Raw genomic sequence first — 15,969 nt, forward strand, 5'->3', positions numbered from 1 at the left:
GCTGACTCGCCGGTCATCACCCGAACGTGCTAATCCGGGCGGCAAGGCCCCCCGGACCCCGCGATCCGCGCCCTAGGCTCCGGAGCCAGGACGGGCATGGTCGGGGGAGGGCTCATGGAGGCGGTTCCGGCACGGGCACGCGTCTACGTGACCTGTGTCGCCGCCCTGGCCCTGCTCGGGGTGCTGCCGCTGCCCCGGACTCACGCGCCCTGGTGGGCGGTCGCGCTGCTCTCCGCGGTGTACGCGGCCTGCGAGCAGATCGTCCGGCGCCGCTTCGGAGGCACCTTCCACCCCGTCCTGCTCGCCGGGGCCTTTCTGCTGCCCGCGCCCGCCGCCGCGCTCGTACCGCTGCCCGGCGCCCTGCTGTCGCCCGCCGACCGGCCCCGCGCGCTGCGCCGGATCTGGCGCGCCGCCCAGTGCTCGCTCGCCGTGGGGGTCGCGGCCCGTGTGCACTGGCTGCTCGGCGGCCGGGCCGCGGTCGTGCACTCCGACTTCCCCTACGCCCTCGTGCCGGTCGCCGCCGCCGTGCTGGCCTTCTGCCTCGTCATCGCCGCGCTCGACGGCGGCATCCTGGTCCTGGCCGAGCGGGTGCCGGTGCGCCGGGCCTGGCGCGGGCTGCTGCCCCGCTCGCTCGCGCCGATCGCCGTGCACGGACTGGCCGGGCTGATGATGGCCGTGCTGTGGCGCAGCCCGCACGGGCCGGTCGTCGCGCTGCTCGTGCTGCTGCCGATGGGCGTGTCCTGGTGGGCCTTCGCGCAGTACCACCGGGAGCGGGCGGCCCACCAGGCGACGATCCGCGCGCTCGTGCAGGCCGTCGACATCAAGGACGGATACACCCGCGGCCACAGCGAGCGGGTCGGGCAGGCGTCCGTGATGATCGCCCGCGAACTCGGCCTGGACGACGACCGCGTCGAGGTGCTGCGGTTCGCCGGGATCCTGCACGACGTGGGCAAGCTCGGCGTGCCGACCCGGCTGCTGCGCAAGGACGGCCCGCTGACCCCCGAGGAACGGCGCGTGATCGAGCTGCATCCTGAGTACGGCCATGAGATGGTCCGCGGGATCTCCTTCCTCGGCGAGGCCCGGGCGGCGATCCTGCACCACCATGAACGGCTCGACGGCAGCGGCTACCCGTACGGGCTGGCGGGCGCTCAGATCCCGGAGTGCGCCCGGGTGGTGGCCGTCGCCGACGCCTTCGACGCAATGACGTCCACCCGTTCCTACAGCAGGGCGCGCCCGGTGCCGACGGCCCTGCGGGAACTGGAGCGCTGCGCCGGCACCCAGTTCGACCCCAGGATGGTCGCCGCGCTGGTCCGGGCCGTGGGGCGATGGGGGTGCCCCCGGTCGAGCGCAGCCGAGAGCGGGGGCGGCTGGCACCCCGCGGTCACCGCCGACGAACCGCGGTACCCGGTGCCACCCTCCGAACCCGCCGTGGGCCCGCGCGAGGCGCGCCGATGAACGCGCTGCGGCTCGTGCATGGCTGTGCCGCGCTGCTCGCCGCCGGCTCCCTCACCGTCACCCTCCTCGGCGGACTGGAGGACCGCGGCACCGCCCTCGCCTTCGGCGTGCTCATAGCCGTCGGCGAGCTGACCGTCCCGCGGCCGTCCGGCCCGGCCCGGGTGGCGGACGTCCCCGTGACCGTCGCCGGCGCCGACGTCCGGGAGACCGCCTCGCTCGGCGCGGCCGGCGCCCTGTCGTACGCGCTGCTCGGCGAGGGAGCCGGGCACCCGGCCGCCCCGCAGGCGCTCGCTGCGGCCCAGAGCGCGGGGACACCCGGCCGGGCCGCGCAGGTCGTCACCGTCGTCCTCGCCGCCTCGCTGCTCGGCAGCGCCCCGCGCATCTGGTGCGGCCGGACCCGCACGCTCGACCACCTGGCCCGCCGGGTCCTCACCATCGGCTTCGCCGCCGTCTGCTTCCCACCCCTGCACAGCGACGGCCTGATCGGGGCCCTGGGCGGCTTGGCGCACGCCGTGCTGCTGCTCGCGCTCCTCCTGCTCACCGCCCTGTGCGACGCGGTCCTGGCCGCCGCCCTGGCCCACTCCCGCACCCGGTGGCCGTTCGGCCCGCTGCTGCGGGACGAGCTGAGGGGGCTGCTCGGCATCGGATCCGCGGTGTCCGCGACGGGCGCGGTGATGGCGCTGGCGGTCGCCGTCGTCGGGCTGTGGGCGCTGCCCGTGTTCTGTCTGCCGCTCCTGCTCACCCAGCTCACGCTGCGCCGGTACGCCGCCGTGCGCGCCACCTACCGGCAGACCATCGCCTCCCTCGCCCGGGCCACCGAGGTGGCCGGCTACACCCCGGCCGGACACGCCCACCGGGTCGCCGCGCTCAGCCAGGCCGTCGGCCGGGACCTCGGGCTGACCGCGCCCGAGCTGACCGTGCTGGAGTACGCGGCCCTCATGCACGACATCGGCCAGCTGAGCCTGGTCGACCCGGTGCCGGCCGGGGCCACCGCCGCACTGCCCGCCGCGGAACAGCGGCGGATAGCGCTGCTCGGCGGGGCCGTCGTACGGCAGACCGGGGTGGACGCGGCGGTCGCGGTGGTCGTGGAGCGGCAGGCCGATCCCTACCGGGAGCAGCCGGTGGCCGCGCGGATCATCCGGGCCGTGAACGCGTACGAGGAGAAGACGCGGGACGCCGGTCCCGGCGGCCCGCTCAAGGCCCTGGAAGAGCTGCGGCTGGGCACCGCCGGGGACTACGCGCCCGAGGTGGTGGAGTCGCTCGCGCGGGTGCTGGGCGACCAGGATGCGGCGCGCGAGCGCCCCGGCCGGGGCGGCGGACGCCGGACCGGCCGGTCTGACCCGGCCCCGGCTGGGTAACCCATGGGTAATGAGCGACTCTCCCGTCGCACGTGGTTGGATGCGAGGGAGAGGGTGTCCGGGGGCACAAGCCAGCCCACAGTGCGGATCTGGAACTGGCAGGCGGGAATCGTGAGGATCTTCGGCAAGGGACGGCACCGGCCCTCCGCCTCCTGGCGGCAGGCCACCGACCGGGCGTTCACGCTCATCGGCGACGGCCGGTACGAGGACGCGGGCGAGCTGTTGACACGCGCCGCCGACCTGGAGCCCTGGCTGTCCGAGTCCTGGTTCAACCTCGCCCTGCTGCACAAGTTCCGGCACGACTGGGAGCAGGCCCGCGCCGCAGGACTGCGCGCCGTGGCCCTGCTGGACCGGGAGACCGGCGCGCCCGACTGGTGGAACGTGGGCATCGCCGCCACCGCCCTGCAGGACTGGCCGCTGGCCCACCGCGCCTGGCAGGCCTACGGACTGCGGGTGCCCGGGGGCGGCGCCACCGCCACCGGTGAACCGCTCGGCATGGAGCTGGGCAGCGCGGTCGTACGGCTGTCCCCGGAGGGAGAGGCCGAGGTCGTCTGGGGCAGGCGGCTCGACCCGGCGCGCATCGAGGTGCTGTCCATTCCGCTGCCCTCGTCGGGGCGGCGCTGGGGCGAGGTCGTGCTGCACGACGGCGTACCGCACGGGGAGCGCACCACCGCCGCGGGGCACGCCTACCCGGTCTTCGACGAGATCGAGTTGTGGGCCCCCTCGCCCGTGCCCACCTGGGTGGTCCTGCTGGAGGCCGCCAGCGAGGCCGACCGGGACGCGCTGGAACAGCTGGCCGCCGACGCCGGCTTTGCCGCGGAGGACTGGTCGTCGTCCGTGCGGCTGCTGTGCCGGATGTGCTCCGAGTCGCGGATGCCCTCCGACGAGGGCGACGGGGAACACCTCGATCCGCACGATCACAGCGAGCCGGGGCATCCCGGGCCGCTCGGGCACCGTACGGACGGGCAGCTGTGGGTGCCGGAGCGGGAGTGTGGCGTTGCCGCCCCGGCGTCGCTGGTCCGGGGGCTGCTGGACGGGTGGGTCGCGGACAGCCCCGATTCCCGGGACTGGCGGGATCTCGAAGAGGTCTGTTGAGAACCGTTGCCCGGCCGCGGGTTCGGCCGGCTGGTCGCGCCGGAGCGGCGGAGCCGCACAGCGGACACAGCCCCGCGCCTGGCGGGGCGCGATCCCCGTACCCTGTATCAGCATCCACTCCCCATTCTTGTCAGGAAGGCATACGTCGGTCATGGCGCAGCAGGACACCGATCAGCAGCACGCGGGCGTGCTCCCCGTGGACGACGAAGGCTTCGTCATCGACACCGAGGACACCGAGGAGCGCGAGGCCGCCTGGCGGGAGCGCGGCACCTCGCGGCCGATCACGGTCGTCGGCAATCCGGTGCTGCACAAGGAGTGCAAGGACGTCACCGAGTTCGGCGACGAACTCCGGCAGCTGGTCGCCGACATGTTCGCCAGCCAGCGCACCGCCGAGGGCGTGGGCCTGGCCGCCAACCAGATCGGTGTCGACCTGAAGGTCTTCGTCTACGACTGCCAGGACGACGCGGGCCTCCGGCACGTCGGCGTGGTCTGCAACCCCCGGCTCGTCGACCTGCCCGCCGATCGGCGCCGCCTCGACGACAGCAACGAGGGCTGCCTCTCCGTGCCGACCGCGTACGCGCCGCTGGCCCGGCCCGACTACGCCGAGGTGACCGGGCAGGACGAGCGGGGCAACCCGGTCAAGGTGCGCGGCAACGGCTACTTCGCGCGGTGTCTGCAGCACGAGACCGACCATCTGTACGGGTACCTGTACATCGACCGGCTCTCCAAGCGCGAGCGCAAGGACGCACTGCGGCAGATGGCCGAGAACGAGCCGCGCTACGCCGTGGTCGCCAACGACTGACGCCGAGCGCTCCGCTGGAAGTGCCGCGCTATGCCGTCGGTCGTCTGCTGCACCGTTGTGGCTGGTCGCGCAGTTCCCCGCGCCCCTTCGGGCGCTGACTAACCGCAGTTGGCAGACTCGTGCGGTGACGGCGCCCGTCTTCTGGCCCCGGTGTGCGTTCAGGCGGCCTCGGGGCCCCGGAACGCGCGCCGGTAGGCGTGCGGCGTGGTGCCCAGCGCCCGGACGAACTGGTGGCGCAGCGCGGCGGCGGTGCCGAACCCGGTGCGCGCCGCGATCACGTCCGTCGTCTCGTCCGTGCCCTCCAGCAACTCCTGGGCCAGCAGCACCCGTTGGCGCAGGATCCAGCGGTAGGGGGTGGTGCCGGTCTCCTGCTGGAAGCGGCGCGCGAAGGTACGCGGTGCCATGTGGGCGCGGGCGGCAAGCTGCTCGACGGTGACCTCACGGTCCAGGTGCCGTTCCATCCAGGCCAGCACGTCGCCGACGGTGTCGCACCGGTCCTTGGGCAGCGGGCGCTCGATGTACTGGGCCTGCCCGCCGTCGCGGTGCGGTGGCACCACCATGCGCCGGGCGATCTTGTTGGCGACCTCCGGGCCCTGCTCCTTGCGCACGATGTGCAGACAGGCGTCGATTCCGGAGGCGGTGCCCGCGGAGGTGATCACCGGGTCGTCGTCGACGTAGAGCACGTCCGGCTGGATGATCGCGCGCGGATGGCGCACGGCCAGGTCCGCGGCCTGCCTCCAGTGCACGCTGCACCGCCGCCCGTCGAGCAGCCCGGCGGCGCCGAGCGCGAACACCCCGGAGCAGACGCTGAGCACCCGCGCCCCGCGCTCCGCCGCCGCCACCAGGGCCGTCAGCAGCTCGGGCGGGAAGTCGCGGGTGGCGAACTCCTGGCCGGCCGGCACCGCGACCAGGTCGGCCTCCGCCAGCCGGTCCAGCCCGTACGGCGTCGAGACGGTCAGCCCGCCGACATGGGTGCGCAGGGCCGGGCCCTCCGCCGAGACCACGGCGAAGTCGTACACCGGCAGCCCGTCGTCGCTGCGGTCGAGGCCGAACACCTCGCACAGGACGCCCAGCTCAAAGGGGTGCACGCCGTCCAGCAGCACGGCCACCACGTTCTTCAACACGCTGCCAGTGTGCCTCGTTCCTGGCAGTAATTCGAGGGTGTGCGGCAGTCCTGCCACTGCCGGTAAGGGGTGTCAGAGACGACAGTGGTGTCCATGAACACGAACCAGATCGAAGGTCTGATCGGCATGGTCACGGTCCTCGGGATCCTCGTCCTCCTGGTCCTCCCGTCGGTGTTCGGCATCGTGCGCGACCGGCGCATCGACCGACAGCTCCGGGAGGCCGAGGAGACGGCGGACGAGGAGCGGGATCAGAAGTCCTCGTCCAGGTCGACGGTGCCCTCCACCGCCACCTGGTACGCCGACGGACGCCGCTCGAAGAAGTTGGTCAGCTCCTGAACCCCTTGCAGCTCCATGAAGGAGAAGGGGTTCTCGGAGCCGTACACCGGGGCGAAGCCGAGGCGGGTCAGACGCTGGTCGGCGACGCACTCCAGGTACTGCCGCATCGAGTCGGTGTTCATGCCCGGCAGGCCGTCGCCGCACAGGTCGCGCGCGAACTGCAGCTCCGCCGTGACGGCCTCCCCGAGCATGTCGGTGACCTGCTGCCGCAGCTGATCGTCGAAGAGGTCCGGCTCCTCCTTGCGGACGGTGTCGACCACGTCGAAGGCGAAGGACATGTGCATCGTCTCGTCACGGAACACCCAGTTGGTGCCCGTGGCCAGGCCGTGCAGCAGGCCCCGGCTGCGGAACCAGTAGACGTACGCGAAAGCGCCGTAGAAGAACAGGCCCTCGATGCACGCGGCGAAGCAGATCAGATTGAGCAGGAAGCGCCGGCGGTCGGCCTTCGACTCCAGGCGGTCCAGGTTCTCGACCGAGTCCATCCATCTGAAGCAGAACTCGGCCTTCTCCCGGATGGACGGGATGTTCTCGACCGCCGCGAACGCCGCCGTACGGTCCTCCGGGTCGGGCAGATAGGTGTCCAGCAGCGTCAGATAGAACTGGACGTGCACGGCCTCCTCGAACAGTTGACGGCTCAGATACAGCCGTGCCTCGGGGGAGTTGATGTGCTTGTACAGGGTCAGCACCAGGTTGTTCGCGACGATCGAGTCGCCCGTGGCGAAGAACGCGACCAGCCGGCCGATGAGGTGCTGTTCGGCGGGGGTCAGCCGGGCGAGGTCGGCGACGTCCGAGTGGAGGTCGACCTCCTCCACGGTCCAGGTGTTCTTGATGGCGTCCCGGTAGCGCTCGTAGAAGTCGGGGTAGCGCATGGGGCGCAGCGTCAGCTCGAAGCCCGGGTCGAGAAGGTTACGGGAACGGTGAGACATCACTGGCAGGCCTCGCAGGACTCGGGGTTCTCAAGGGAGCAGGCGACGGCCTCGGGGTCGGCGGCCTGCTGTACGGGGACGGTGGCTCGGGACTGCGCCTGAGCGGCGCGTGCGATGCGGGTCGCCGGGCGGGAGCGCAGGTAGTACGTCGTCTTCAGGCCCTGCTTCCAGGCGTAGGCGTACATCGAGGAGAGCTTGCCGATGGTCGGCGTCTCCAGGAACAGGTTCAGGGACTGCGACTGGTCCAGGTAGGGCGTGCGGGCCGCGGCCATGTCGATCAGGCCGCGCTGCGGGATCTCCCACGCCGTGCGGTACAGGGCGCGCACCTCCGCTGGGATCCATGTGAGGTCCCGCACGGAGCCGTTGGCGTCGCGCAGCGCCTCGCGGGTGCGGGCGTCCCACACACCCAGCTCCTTGAGGTCCCGCACCAGGTACGAGTTGACCTGGAGGAACTCACCGGAAAGGGTCTCGCGCTTGAAGAGGTTGGAGACCTGGGGCTCGATGCACTCGTAGACACCGGCGATGGACGCGATGGTCGCGGTGGGCGCGACGGCGAGCAGGAGGCTGTTGCGCAGGCCGGTCGTCGCGATCCGCGCCCGCAGCGCCGCCCAGCGCTCGGGCCAGGTGAACTCGACGCCGTAGTGGTCGGGGTGCAGGACACCCCGCGCCGTACGGGTCTTCTCCCAGGCGGGAAGCGGGCCGTTGCTGTCGGCGAGGTCGGCGGACGCCTCGTAGGCGGCGAGCATGATGCGCTCGGCGATCCGGGTGGACAGGGCCCTCGCCTCGGGGGAGTCGAAGGGCAGGCGCAGCTTGAAGAAGACGTCCTGCAGGCCCATCACACCGAGGCCGACCGGCCGCCACCTGGCGTTGGAACGGCCCGCCTGCTCGGTCGGATAGAAGTTGATGTCGACGACCCGGTCCAGGAAGGTCACGGCGGTGCGGACCGTCTCGTCCAGCCGCTCCCAGTCGATGCCCCCGCCGCTCACGAACGCGCCGAGGTTGACCGAGCCCAGGTTGCAGACCGCGGTCTCGCCGTCGTCGGTGACCTCCAGGATCTCCGTGCAGAGGTTGGAGGAGTGGACGACACTGCCCGGCTCGGCCGTCTGGTTGGCGGTGCGGTTGGCCGCGTCCTTGAAGGTCATCCAGCCGTTGCCGGTCTGTGCGAGGGTGCGCATCATGCGGCCGTAGAGGTCACGGGCCGGGATGGTCTTCTTCGCGAGCCCGGCCGCCTCCGCCGCGCGGTAGGCGGCGTCGAACTCCGCGCCCCACAGGTCGACCAGCTCCGGCACGTCCGACGGGGAGAACAGCGACCACGGCTCGTCGGCGTCGACCCGGCGCATGAACTCGTCCGGGATCCAGTGGGCGAGGTTGAGGTTGTGCGTACGGCGGGCGTCCTCACCGGTGTTGTCGCGCAGCTCCAGGAACTCCTCGATGTCCGAGTGCCAGGTCTCCAGGTAGACGGCCGCGGCGCCCTTGCGCCGGCCGCCCTGGTTCACGGCGGCCACGGAGGCGTCGAGGGTCTTCAGGAACGGCACGATGCCGTTGGAGTGCCCGTTGGTGCCGCGGATCAGCGAACCGCGGGAGCGGATGCGGGAGTAGGCGATGCCGATGCCGCCTGCGTGCTTGGAGAGACGGGCGACCTGGTGGTAGCGGTCGTAGATGGAGTCCAGCTCGTCCTTGGGGGAGTCGAGGAGGTAGCAGGACGACATCTGCGGGTGGCGGGTGCCGGAGTTGAAGAGCGTGGGGGAGGAGGGCAGGTAGTCGAGGCGGCTCATCAGCCGGTAGAGCGCGGCGACCTCGTCCACGGCGTGCGCGGAGTCTTCCCCAAAGAGGGCGTCGGCAGCACCGTCGGCGAGGCTGGCGGCCACGCGCAGCATGAAGTGCTGGGGTGTCTCGATGACGTGGCGGGTCAGGGGGTGCCGGAGCAGATAGCGGCTGTGCAGCGTGCGCAGCCCGAAGTACCCGAAACGGTCGTCCGCCGCGGTGTCGATCAGCGCGTCCAGCCGCTCGGCGTGCCGCCGTACGAAGGCGGCGGTGCGGTCGGCGATGAGCCCTTCCCGGTGCCCCACGGCGATCGACCTGGTGAACGAGGTGACGCCCTGTGCGGCGGCCTCGGCGCGGATGGACAGGGTCAGCAGCCGGGCGGCCAGCCGGGAGTAGGCGGGGTCCTCCGAGATCAGGCCGGCGGCCGCCTCGGTGGCCAGCTCCCGAAGCTCCGCGGCGGCAGCGGCGTCGGACCGCGCGGACCGGCCGCGCAGCGCGGCGGCGGCGACCCGGCCGGGGTCGGCGTCGGGAAGGTCGGCGGTCAGCTCGGTCAGGGTCCGCAGCAGCGCGGCACCGGGGCCGTCGGTCTCCACCGGGGCCGCGGTCGCCTGGGCGGCTGAAGCCGGGTCGGCTGGCGCGATGGTCACGTGGGGCTCTCCCTCGCTCGGCACGGGGCCTTGCGGAGGGCAGGGGGCAGCACGCGAGCGCGCACGGCGTCGCGTCCACCGGCCCATTCCACGAGGCCCGGACGTCAGAGCACCCGGGCCGGACGGCCGGGCGCGCCGTCGGCAGGTCCTCGGACTGAAGCCTGCATGCGGGTATGCGGGCATACGCGCATGAGTACACCGTTGCGGGACAGTTCCGGATTCGCACCGGATTCCCCTGCGGCGACAGCGAGCATGAGCATACATCTAGTGCCGGGCCGTGGTGGCACCCCCAGATGTTGTGTCGTACGTCAACGGGCCGCCGTTGCCGGGTTCGGCTTCGGCGGCCCGTTGCGGGGCGTGCGCGGTGGCCCGCGCGGTGCCCCGCGGCCGTGCGGGGGCGTGCTGTCAGTGCCCGGCGCCCGCCGTCGCGGGCGGAAGCTCGACCTGGACGCCCGCGTCTCCCGCGTCGGCCGTGTAGTCCTGCGGGCTCGTCTCGTCCACGCCCTCGGGAGCCTTCACGGCCTTCAGGACGAAGGTCAGGACGACGGTGACGAGGAGGTTGAGCACGAACGCCGTCATGCCGATGTAGCCGATCTCACCGATCCCGGGGATCTCCTCGGCCGAGCCGCCGAAGTGCTTCTGTGTCGGCGAGGCCACCCCGTAGGCGGCGACCGTGCCGTACACCATGCCGACCGCCCAGCCCGCGAGCAGCGCCCAGCGGTGGAACCAGCGGGTGAACAGGCCGCCGACCAGGGCCGGGAAGGTCTGCAGGATCCAGATGCCGCCCAGCAGCTGGAAGTTGATGGCGACCGTCTTGTCCATGGTCAGGACGAAGACCAGCGCGCCCACCTTCACCAGCAGCGACACGATCTTGGAGACCCGGGTCTCCTGATGGGCCGTCGCGTCCGGATTGATGAAGTCCTTGTAGATGTTGCGGGTGAACAGGTTCGCGGCCGCGATGGACATGATGGCCGCGGGCACCAGGGCGCCGATGCCGATCGCCGCGAACGCCACGCCCGCGAACCAGTCGGGGAACATGTCCTCGAACAGCTGGGGGATGGCCAGCTGGCCGTTGGAGACCTTGACCCCGGCCGCGATCGCCATGAAGCCCAGCAGACCGAGCAGGCCGAGCATCAGGGAGTACAGCGGCAGGATCGTGGTGTTGCGGCGGATCACCTCACGGCTGCGCGACGACAGCGTCGCGGTGATCGAGTGCGGGTACATGAAGAGCGCGAGCGCGGAGCCGAGGGCCAGCGTGGCGTACGTCCACTGGCCCGCCTCCGGCGGGGCGAGCGCCCCGCGCGGCGCCCCCGTCGCCGGATTGGTCTGGGCGAAGGCGTCGCCGGCCTTGGCGAAGATGTCGTCGAACCCGCCCAGCTTGATCGGGATGTAGATGATCGCCACCGCGATCACGATGTAGATCAGCGTGTCCTTGACGAACGCGATCAGGGCGGGTGCCCTCAGGCCCGACGAGTAGGTGTACGCGGCCAGCACGCCGAAGGCGAGCAGCAGCGGCAGGTCCTTGACGAACCAGTTGGTGTTCTCGCCGCCGCCCACGCCCATCACGTCGAGGACTGCCTGGATGCCGACCAGTTGGAGCGCGATGTAGGGCATCGTGGCGAGGATGCCGGTCAGCGCCACCGCCAGCGACAGCCCCTTGGAGCCGAACCGGCCGCGCACGAAGTCCGAGGTCGTCACGTAGCCGTGCCGGTGCGAGACCGACCACAGGCGGGGCAGGAACGTGAAGATCAGCGGATACACGAGGATCGTGTAGGGCACGGCGAAGAACCCGGCCGCGCCCGCCGCGTAGATCGCCGCCGGGACGGCGACGAAGGTGTAGGCCGTGTACAGGTCGCCGCCGAGCAGGAACCAGGTGACCCAGGTGCCGAACGACCGGCCGCCCAGGCCCCATTCGTCGAGGCTGTGCTCGTTCTCGGCCTTGCGCCAGCGGGCGGCCAGGAATCCCACGACCGTGACGGCCAGGAAGAAGAAGACGAAGACGCCGAGCGCGACGCCGTTGACGCCGTCGTTCATCGCGCGTCACCTCCGACCCGGGTCCGGCGGGCGCGCTGGTCACGCTGCCACAGCTTGTAGGCGGTCATGGTCAGCGCGGTGGAGAGCAGCACCCACAGCATCTGGTACCAGTAGAAGAACGGGATCCCGATGAACGTGGGGTCGACCTTGGCGTAGGAGCCGACCCAGAGCATCGCCACGAACGGTGCGACGAGACACAGGGCGATCACCACCCGTACCGGTGTCACCACCGGTGGTTTCACTTCGGACGCGTCTGGCATGTCTGGGCTCCGTCCCCTCACTGATCACCTGTTGTAACGCGCAGGCAATGTAGGTGACGGTGCCGATGAAGCGGAAGTACCCATCCGTATTTCGGTCGCAAACGGCGTTCTCGGCAACGGCGCAAGCCCTGGCGGGGATCCGATTCCTGGCGGTCCGTGCGCATCCACTCGAATTCCCGGCGGGACGGCGCCGCCTCGGGTGCCGTTTCCGGATATGCGCGGCATGGCGTTCGCAGGCCGACTCGCCCGTCGATTCCCGCCCGTACCAGCGCAGTCCGTGCCGTCCGTGCAGTCATCGGCCGCACTGCCGGCCGTATGCCGTGCCGCCTCCTTCTCGGCCCGTGCGAGGATCGGCCCGTGCGGGGCGGTGATCTTCGCGGCGACGTAGGGCGCCTCGCTCAGGGGGACGGCGCCGGGTGGCGGAGGCGCGGAATGCACATCCGCAACGCGTCCTGGACGACGCTCGCGACCAGCAGGGCTGGAAGTAGCCGACCTGCCTATTCCTGTGGGCGCTTCAGCCGCGCGACGAACTTGTAGCGGTCCCCGCGGTAGACCGAGCGCACCCACTCCACCGGGTTGCCGTCCTCGTCCAGCGAGTGCCGGGAGAGCATCAGCATCGGCAGACCCACGTCCGTGCCGAGCAGGCCCGCCTCGCGCGGGGTGGCCAGCGAGGTCTCGATGGTCTCCTCGGCCTCGGCGAGACGGACGTCGTACACCTCGGCGAGGGCGGTGTACAGGGACGTGTATTTGACGAGGCTGCGGCGCAGCGCAGGGAAGCGTTTGGCGGACAGATGCGTGGTCTCGATGGCCATCGGCTCGCCGTTGGCCATGCGCAGCCGCTCGATGCGCAGCACCCGGCCGCCGGCCGTGATGTCGAGCAGTTCGGCGAGCCGGTCGTCCGCGGTGATGTAGCCGATGTCCAGCAGCTGCGAGGTCGGCTCCAGACCCTGGGCGCGCATGTCCTCGGTGTAGGAGGTGAGTTGCAGCGCCTGGGAGACCTTCGGTTTGGCGACGAACGTGCCCTTGCCCTGGATCCGTTCCAGCCGGCCCTCGACCACCAGCTCCTGCAGGGCCTGGCGGACGGTGGTGCGCGAGGTGTCGAACTCGGCGGCGAGTGTGCGCTCCGGTGGAACCGGTGTGCCCGGCGGGAGCGTCTCCGTCATGTCGAGCAGGTGTTTCTTCAGGCGGTAGTACTTGGGCACACGCGCGGTACGGACGGTCGTCCCACCCTCGTTCTCCGCACTGCCGACGTCGGTGCTCATGTTCTGCCTTCCCGGCTCCTGGTGCCGAAAGCGACCGACATCCCATCGGCCACGGATCACATCGTGGCACGGCTCCGTGTGACGGGAGGCCACCCGAACGGTCCGTGATCTCCTCTGTATACCGTCGCGCCCCCCGTTGGTCTAGTCCATAGGTCCCTCCGAGTGGCCCCGATAGGCCCGAAGTGGTCCGTCCGATCTGTCGGTTGGTGAATGAAAGGTCTCTGCATATCTCGGTCCCATCACGGACGCCCCGAGCCTGTTTGAACGCCTTGACAGCCGTATTGGTCTGGGCCAAGCTCCCCATACTGGTCTACACCATTGGTCCAGGTCCCGGCCCCATGGGCGGTACACAGCGCTGACGCGCGCCGCGGGGAGGCAGGGGGGTTTGTGGCATCCCTGAGGAGGGTGGCGTGAAGCGCAGGCTGATAGCCGCGATCGGTATCGCGGGCATGGTCGTCTCCATCGCGGCGTGCGGTAGCGACAGCAAGGACGACGACGGTTCGGGCAAGGGGGCGGACGCCAAGGAGCTGACCGTCTGGCTCACCGTGGACGCCCAGAACAACTGGCCCGATCTGGTCAAGGCCGCCGACGCCGCGGTGCAGAAGAAGCACCCCGGCATCAAGATCAAGCACGAGTACTACGGCTGGCCGGACAAGAACACCAAGCTGGACGCCGTCCTCGCCACGGACAAGGCCCCCGACGTGGTCGAGATGGGCAACACCGAGATGCTCGGCTACATGGTCAAGGGCGCCTTCGCACCCATCGACCCGGCCCAGTACGGCAACTCGGCCGCCTGGCTCGACGGCCTCAAGGCCTCCGTGACGTACGAGGGCAAGCCCTACGGCGTGCCGTACTACGCCGGCGGCCGGGTCGCCAACTGGCGCAAGGACGTGGCCGCTTCGGTCGGCGTCAAGACTCCCCCGAAGACCTACGCCGAGCTGACCTCCGCCCTGGACAAGATCCAGAAGAAGCAGGGCGACAAGTTCAGCGCCTGGTACCAGCCCACCCGCGACTGGTACGCGGCCATGTCCTTCGTCTACGACGCCGGCGGCTCCATCGCCAAGGAGGAGGGCGGCCAGTGGAAGGGCACCCTCTCCTCGCCCGAGTCCCTCAAGGGCCTCAAGGAGTTCAAGCGCGTCGTCGACACGTACATGCACGGCGACAAGACCAAGGACGAGTCCGACCGTTACATCGTCTACGGCCAGGGCAAGTCCGCCATGATCTTCGCGCCCGCCTGGGAGGGCGGCACCGCGGCCGACCCGAAGAACGACAAGACCGGCAAGCTCAAGGACAACCTTGAGAACTTCGTGATGCCCGGCCCGTCCGGCAAGAACATGCCGGTCTTCCTCGGCGGCTCCGACCTCGCCATCCCGGTGAAGTCCAAGGCCCAGGCCGTCGCCGCCGAGTGGATCAACGCCTTCACCGGCCCCGAAGGCCAGAAGGGCCTGATGGCCAAGGGCAACCTGCCCAACAACAAGACGGACCTCGCCACCCTGAAGGACGACCCGGCGACCGCCGTCCCCGCCACCGCGGCCGAGTCCAACTGGTTCGTCCCGATGGCCCCCGGCTGGGGCCAGATCGAGAAGGCCCAGGTTCTGCAGACCATGCTGCAGAGCATCGGCACCGGCAAGAAGACGGTCGAGGCCGCCGCGAAGGAAGCGGACGCCGCGATCGACAAGGTGATCAACACCAAGTGACGTGAGCGCAGGGCCCGTGGACCCCGGGGGAGTTCGGGGGCGGGGCCCTGCTTCTCGTACGGCCGCGCGGGGTCCGGCGCCGCGTGGCCCTGCGGGACCCGGACTCCGTACCCAGACGCCGCCCTCCGGGACCGGGCCTGCGTGCGGAACTCCGGTTTCCGTACGGGATGTCGGCTTCGTACGACCAGAGGGACCGCTGAGGAGCGCGCGATGAGTGCCGCAGACACGACCACCCCCGCCACGGTGCCGCCGCCGCGGCAGGCACCACCACCGGGCGGCACGCAACGGCCACGCGGAAAGCGCACGTCCGGCGGCGCGGGCACCCCCTGGCTGCTGCTCGCCCCCTGCCTGGTGATCCTCGTCCTGGTCATGGGCTATCCGCTGGTCCGCCTGGTCACCCTGTCCTTCCAGAAGTTCGGGCAGTCCCAGCTGTGGGGCTTCCAGCCGGCCGAGTCGGTCGGGTTCGACAACTTCTCCCAGGTCCTCGGCGACGGCGAGTTCTGGCAGGTCGTGGTCCGCACGATCGTCTTCGCGGCCGGCTCGGTGATCTTCACTATGGTCCTCGGCATGCTGGTCGCCCTGCTGCTGCAACGGGTCTCCGGCTGGGTGAAGACCCTGATCAACATCGCGCTGGTGGCGAGCTGGGGCATGCCCGTCATCGTCGCCACCACCGTCTTCAAATGGCTCTTCGACGCCGACTACGGCATCCTCAACGCGCTGCTGAGCAGGCTGCCCGGCGTCGATCTGATCGGCCACAACTGGTTCGCGAGCGGGCCGCAGGGCCTGGCCGTGATCATGCTGTTGGTGGTCTGGGGCGCCGTGCCGTTCGTCGTCATCACGCTCAGCGCGGGCCTCACCCAGGTGCCCAAGGAACTGGAGGAGGCCGCCCGCCTCGACGGCGCGGGCGCCTGGGGCGTCTTCCGCTATGTCACCCTGCCCATCCTCAAGCCGATCATCGTGATGCTCACGACCCTGTCGGTCATCTGGGACATGGGTGTCTTCCCGCAGGTCTTCGTGATGCGCAACGGGCATCCCGAGGCCGAGTTCCAGTTGCTGACCACCTACTCCTACGACCGCGCCTTCGTGGTCAACGACTACGCGCAGGGCTCGGCGATCGCCCTGATCACCGTGGTGCTGCTGCTCGGTGTGGTCGCCGTCTATATGCGCCAGATGCTGAAGATCGGAGACGTCGAGTGAGCGGCATGAGCG

At 70.8% G+C, this 15,969-nt stretch carries 13 protein-coding genes and 1 riboswitch; of the genes, 7 read left to right on the forward strand and 6 right to left on the reverse strand.

Annotated elements, in window-relative coordinates; all coding sequences use genetic code 11:
* Positions 1 to 114: 114 nt before the first annotated feature.
* From ACFYTE_RS02765 to def, 4 genes are all read left to right on the forward strand, one after another.
* Positions 115 to 1,455 carry an HD-GYP domain-containing protein gene (locus ACFYTE_RS02765; RefSeq protein WP_388703884.1) on the forward strand — a complete coding sequence of 447 codons (1,341 nt, stop codon included), beginning with the start codon at positions 115 to 117 and terminating at the stop codon, positions 1,453 to 1,455.
* A complete protein-coding gene (locus ACFYTE_RS02770; protein WP_388703887.1) occupies positions 1,452 to 2,813 on the forward strand; it encodes an HD-GYP domain-containing protein in 1,362 nt (453 codons plus the stop codon). Before ACFYTE_RS02765 ends, ACFYTE_RS02770 begins: the two co-directional genes overlap by 4 nt.
* 111 nt (positions 2,814 to 2,924) lie before the next feature.
* Entirely contained in the window at positions 2,925 to 3,908 is a 984-nt protein-coding gene (locus tag ACFYTE_RS02775) for a tetratricopeptide repeat protein (protein ID WP_388703890.1), read from the forward strand.
* 151 nt (positions 3,909 to 4,059) lie between these two features.
* On the forward strand, positions 4,060 to 4,710 hold the full coding sequence (gene def, locus ACFYTE_RS02780) for a peptide deformylase (RefSeq protein ID WP_388703893.1): 651 nt from the start codon (positions 4,060 to 4,062) through the stop codon (positions 4,708 to 4,710).
* Between the two features lie 158 nt (positions 4,711 to 4,868).
* On the opposite strand, the gene ACFYTE_RS02785 is transcribed toward def, so the two are convergent.
* A complete protein-coding gene (locus ACFYTE_RS02785; protein WP_388703896.1) occupies positions 4,869 to 5,834 on the reverse strand; it encodes a helix-turn-helix domain-containing protein in 966 nt (321 codons plus the stop codon).
* A 93-nt stretch (positions 5,835 to 5,927) separates the two neighbouring features.
* Here ACFYTE_RS02785 and ACFYTE_RS02790 point away from each other — a divergent pair, with 93 nt between their 5' ends.
* Positions 5,928 to 6,170 (forward strand): hypothetical protein, encoded by a 243-nt coding sequence (locus ACFYTE_RS02790; protein WP_388703898.1) that lies wholly within the window; start codon positions 5,928 to 5,930, stop codon positions 6,168 to 6,170.
* Here the strand turns inward: ACFYTE_RS02790 and ACFYTE_RS02795 are convergent.
* The 5 genes from ACFYTE_RS02795 to ACFYTE_RS02815 all read right to left on the reverse strand — a co-directional run bounded on the left by ACFYTE_RS02795 (position 6,083) and on the right by ACFYTE_RS02815 (position 13,063).
* Entirely contained in the window at positions 6,083 to 7,096 is a 1,014-nt protein-coding gene (locus tag ACFYTE_RS02795; RefSeq protein WP_388703900.1) for a ribonucleotide-diphosphate reductase subunit beta, read from the reverse strand. The genes ACFYTE_RS02790 and ACFYTE_RS02795 overlap by 88 nt on opposite strands.
* Entirely contained in the window at positions 7,096 to 9,507 is a 2,412-nt protein-coding gene (locus ACFYTE_RS02800; protein ID WP_388703902.1) for a ribonucleoside-diphosphate reductase subunit alpha, read from the reverse strand. The genes ACFYTE_RS02795 and ACFYTE_RS02800 overlap by 1 nt, the downstream gene beginning before the upstream one ends.
* 148 nt (positions 9,508 to 9,655) lie before the next feature.
* Positions 9,656 to 9,778: riboswitch (cobalamin riboswitch) on the reverse strand.
* Positions 9,779 to 9,912: 134 nt separating this feature from the next.
* Positions 9,913 to 11,541 (reverse strand): monocarboxylate uptake permease MctP, encoded by a 1,629-nt coding sequence (gene mctP, locus ACFYTE_RS02805; protein ID WP_388703905.1) that lies wholly within the window; start codon positions 11,539 to 11,541, stop codon positions 9,913 to 9,915.
* Positions 11,538 to 11,801 carry a DUF3311 domain-containing protein gene (locus ACFYTE_RS02810; RefSeq protein ID WP_388703907.1) on the reverse strand — a complete coding sequence of 88 codons (264 nt, stop codon included), beginning with the start codon at positions 11,799 to 11,801 and terminating at the stop codon, positions 11,538 to 11,540. The genes mctP and ACFYTE_RS02810 overlap by 4 nt, the downstream gene beginning before the upstream one ends.
* Before the next feature lie 497 nt (positions 11,802 to 12,298).
* The gene (locus ACFYTE_RS02815; protein WP_388703910.1) at positions 12,299 to 13,063 is read right to left on the reverse strand and encodes a GntR family transcriptional regulator; all 765 of its coding nucleotides are present in this window, start codon (positions 13,061 to 13,063) and stop codon (positions 12,299 to 12,301) included.
* Positions 13,064 to 13,473: 410 nt separating this feature from the next.
* Between ACFYTE_RS02815 and ACFYTE_RS02820 the strand changes: the two genes are divergently transcribed.
* Both ACFYTE_RS02820 and ACFYTE_RS02825 read left to right on the forward strand, forming a co-directional pair.
* On the forward strand, positions 13,474 to 14,760 hold the full coding sequence (locus ACFYTE_RS02820) for an extracellular solute-binding protein (RefSeq protein ID WP_388703913.1): 1,287 nt from the start codon (positions 13,474 to 13,476) through the stop codon (positions 14,758 to 14,760).
* A gap of 210 nt (positions 14,761 to 14,970) precedes the next feature.
* On the forward strand, positions 14,971 to 15,957 hold the full coding sequence (locus ACFYTE_RS02825) for a carbohydrate ABC transporter permease (RefSeq protein ID WP_388703916.1): 987 nt from the start codon (positions 14,971 to 14,973) through the stop codon (positions 15,955 to 15,957).
* The last annotated feature ends 12 nt before the right edge of the window (positions 15,958 to 15,969 follow it).

This window comes from Streptomyces sp. NPDC004629 (assembly GCF_042873595.1).
In the GTDB taxonomy this organism is placed as follows: Bacteria; Actinomycetota; Actinomycetes; order Streptomycetales; family Streptomycetaceae; genus Streptomyces.

Excerpts from the sequence above, each read along its gene's own strand:
- ACFYTE_RS02765 (WP_388703884.1), top strand. The coding sequence starts at position 115 with ATGGAGGCGGTTCCGGCACGGGCACGCGTCTACGTGACCTGTGTCGCC.
- ACFYTE_RS02770 (WP_388703887.1), top strand. The coding sequence starts at position 1,452 with ATGAACGCGCTGCGGCTCGTGCATGGCTGTGCCGCGCTGCTCGCCGCC.
- def (WP_388703893.1), top strand. The coding sequence starts at position 4,060 with ATGGCGCAGCAGGACACCGATCAGCAGCACGCGGGCGTGCTCCCCGTG.
- ACFYTE_RS02790 (WP_388703898.1), top strand. The coding sequence starts at position 5,928 with ATGAACACGAACCAGATCGAAGGTCTGATCGGCATGGTCACGGTCCTC.
- ACFYTE_RS02795 (WP_388703900.1), bottom strand. The coding sequence starts at position 7,096 with ATGTCTCACCGTTCCCGTAACCTTCTCGACCCGGGCTTCGAGCTGACG.
- mctP (WP_388703905.1), bottom strand. The coding sequence starts at position 11,541 with ATGAACGACGGCGTCAACGGCGTCGCGCTCGGCGTCTTCGTCTTCTTC.
- ACFYTE_RS02810 (WP_388703907.1), bottom strand. The coding sequence starts at position 11,801 with ATGCCAGACGCGTCCGAAGTGAAACCACCGGTGGTGACACCGGTACGG.
- ACFYTE_RS02815 (WP_388703910.1), bottom strand. The coding sequence starts at position 13,063 with ATGAGCACCGACGTCGGCAGTGCGGAGAACGAGGGTGGGACGACCGTC.
- ACFYTE_RS02825 (WP_388703916.1), top strand. The coding sequence starts at position 14,971 with ATGAGTGCCGCAGACACGACCACCCCCGCCACGGTGCCGCCGCCGCGG.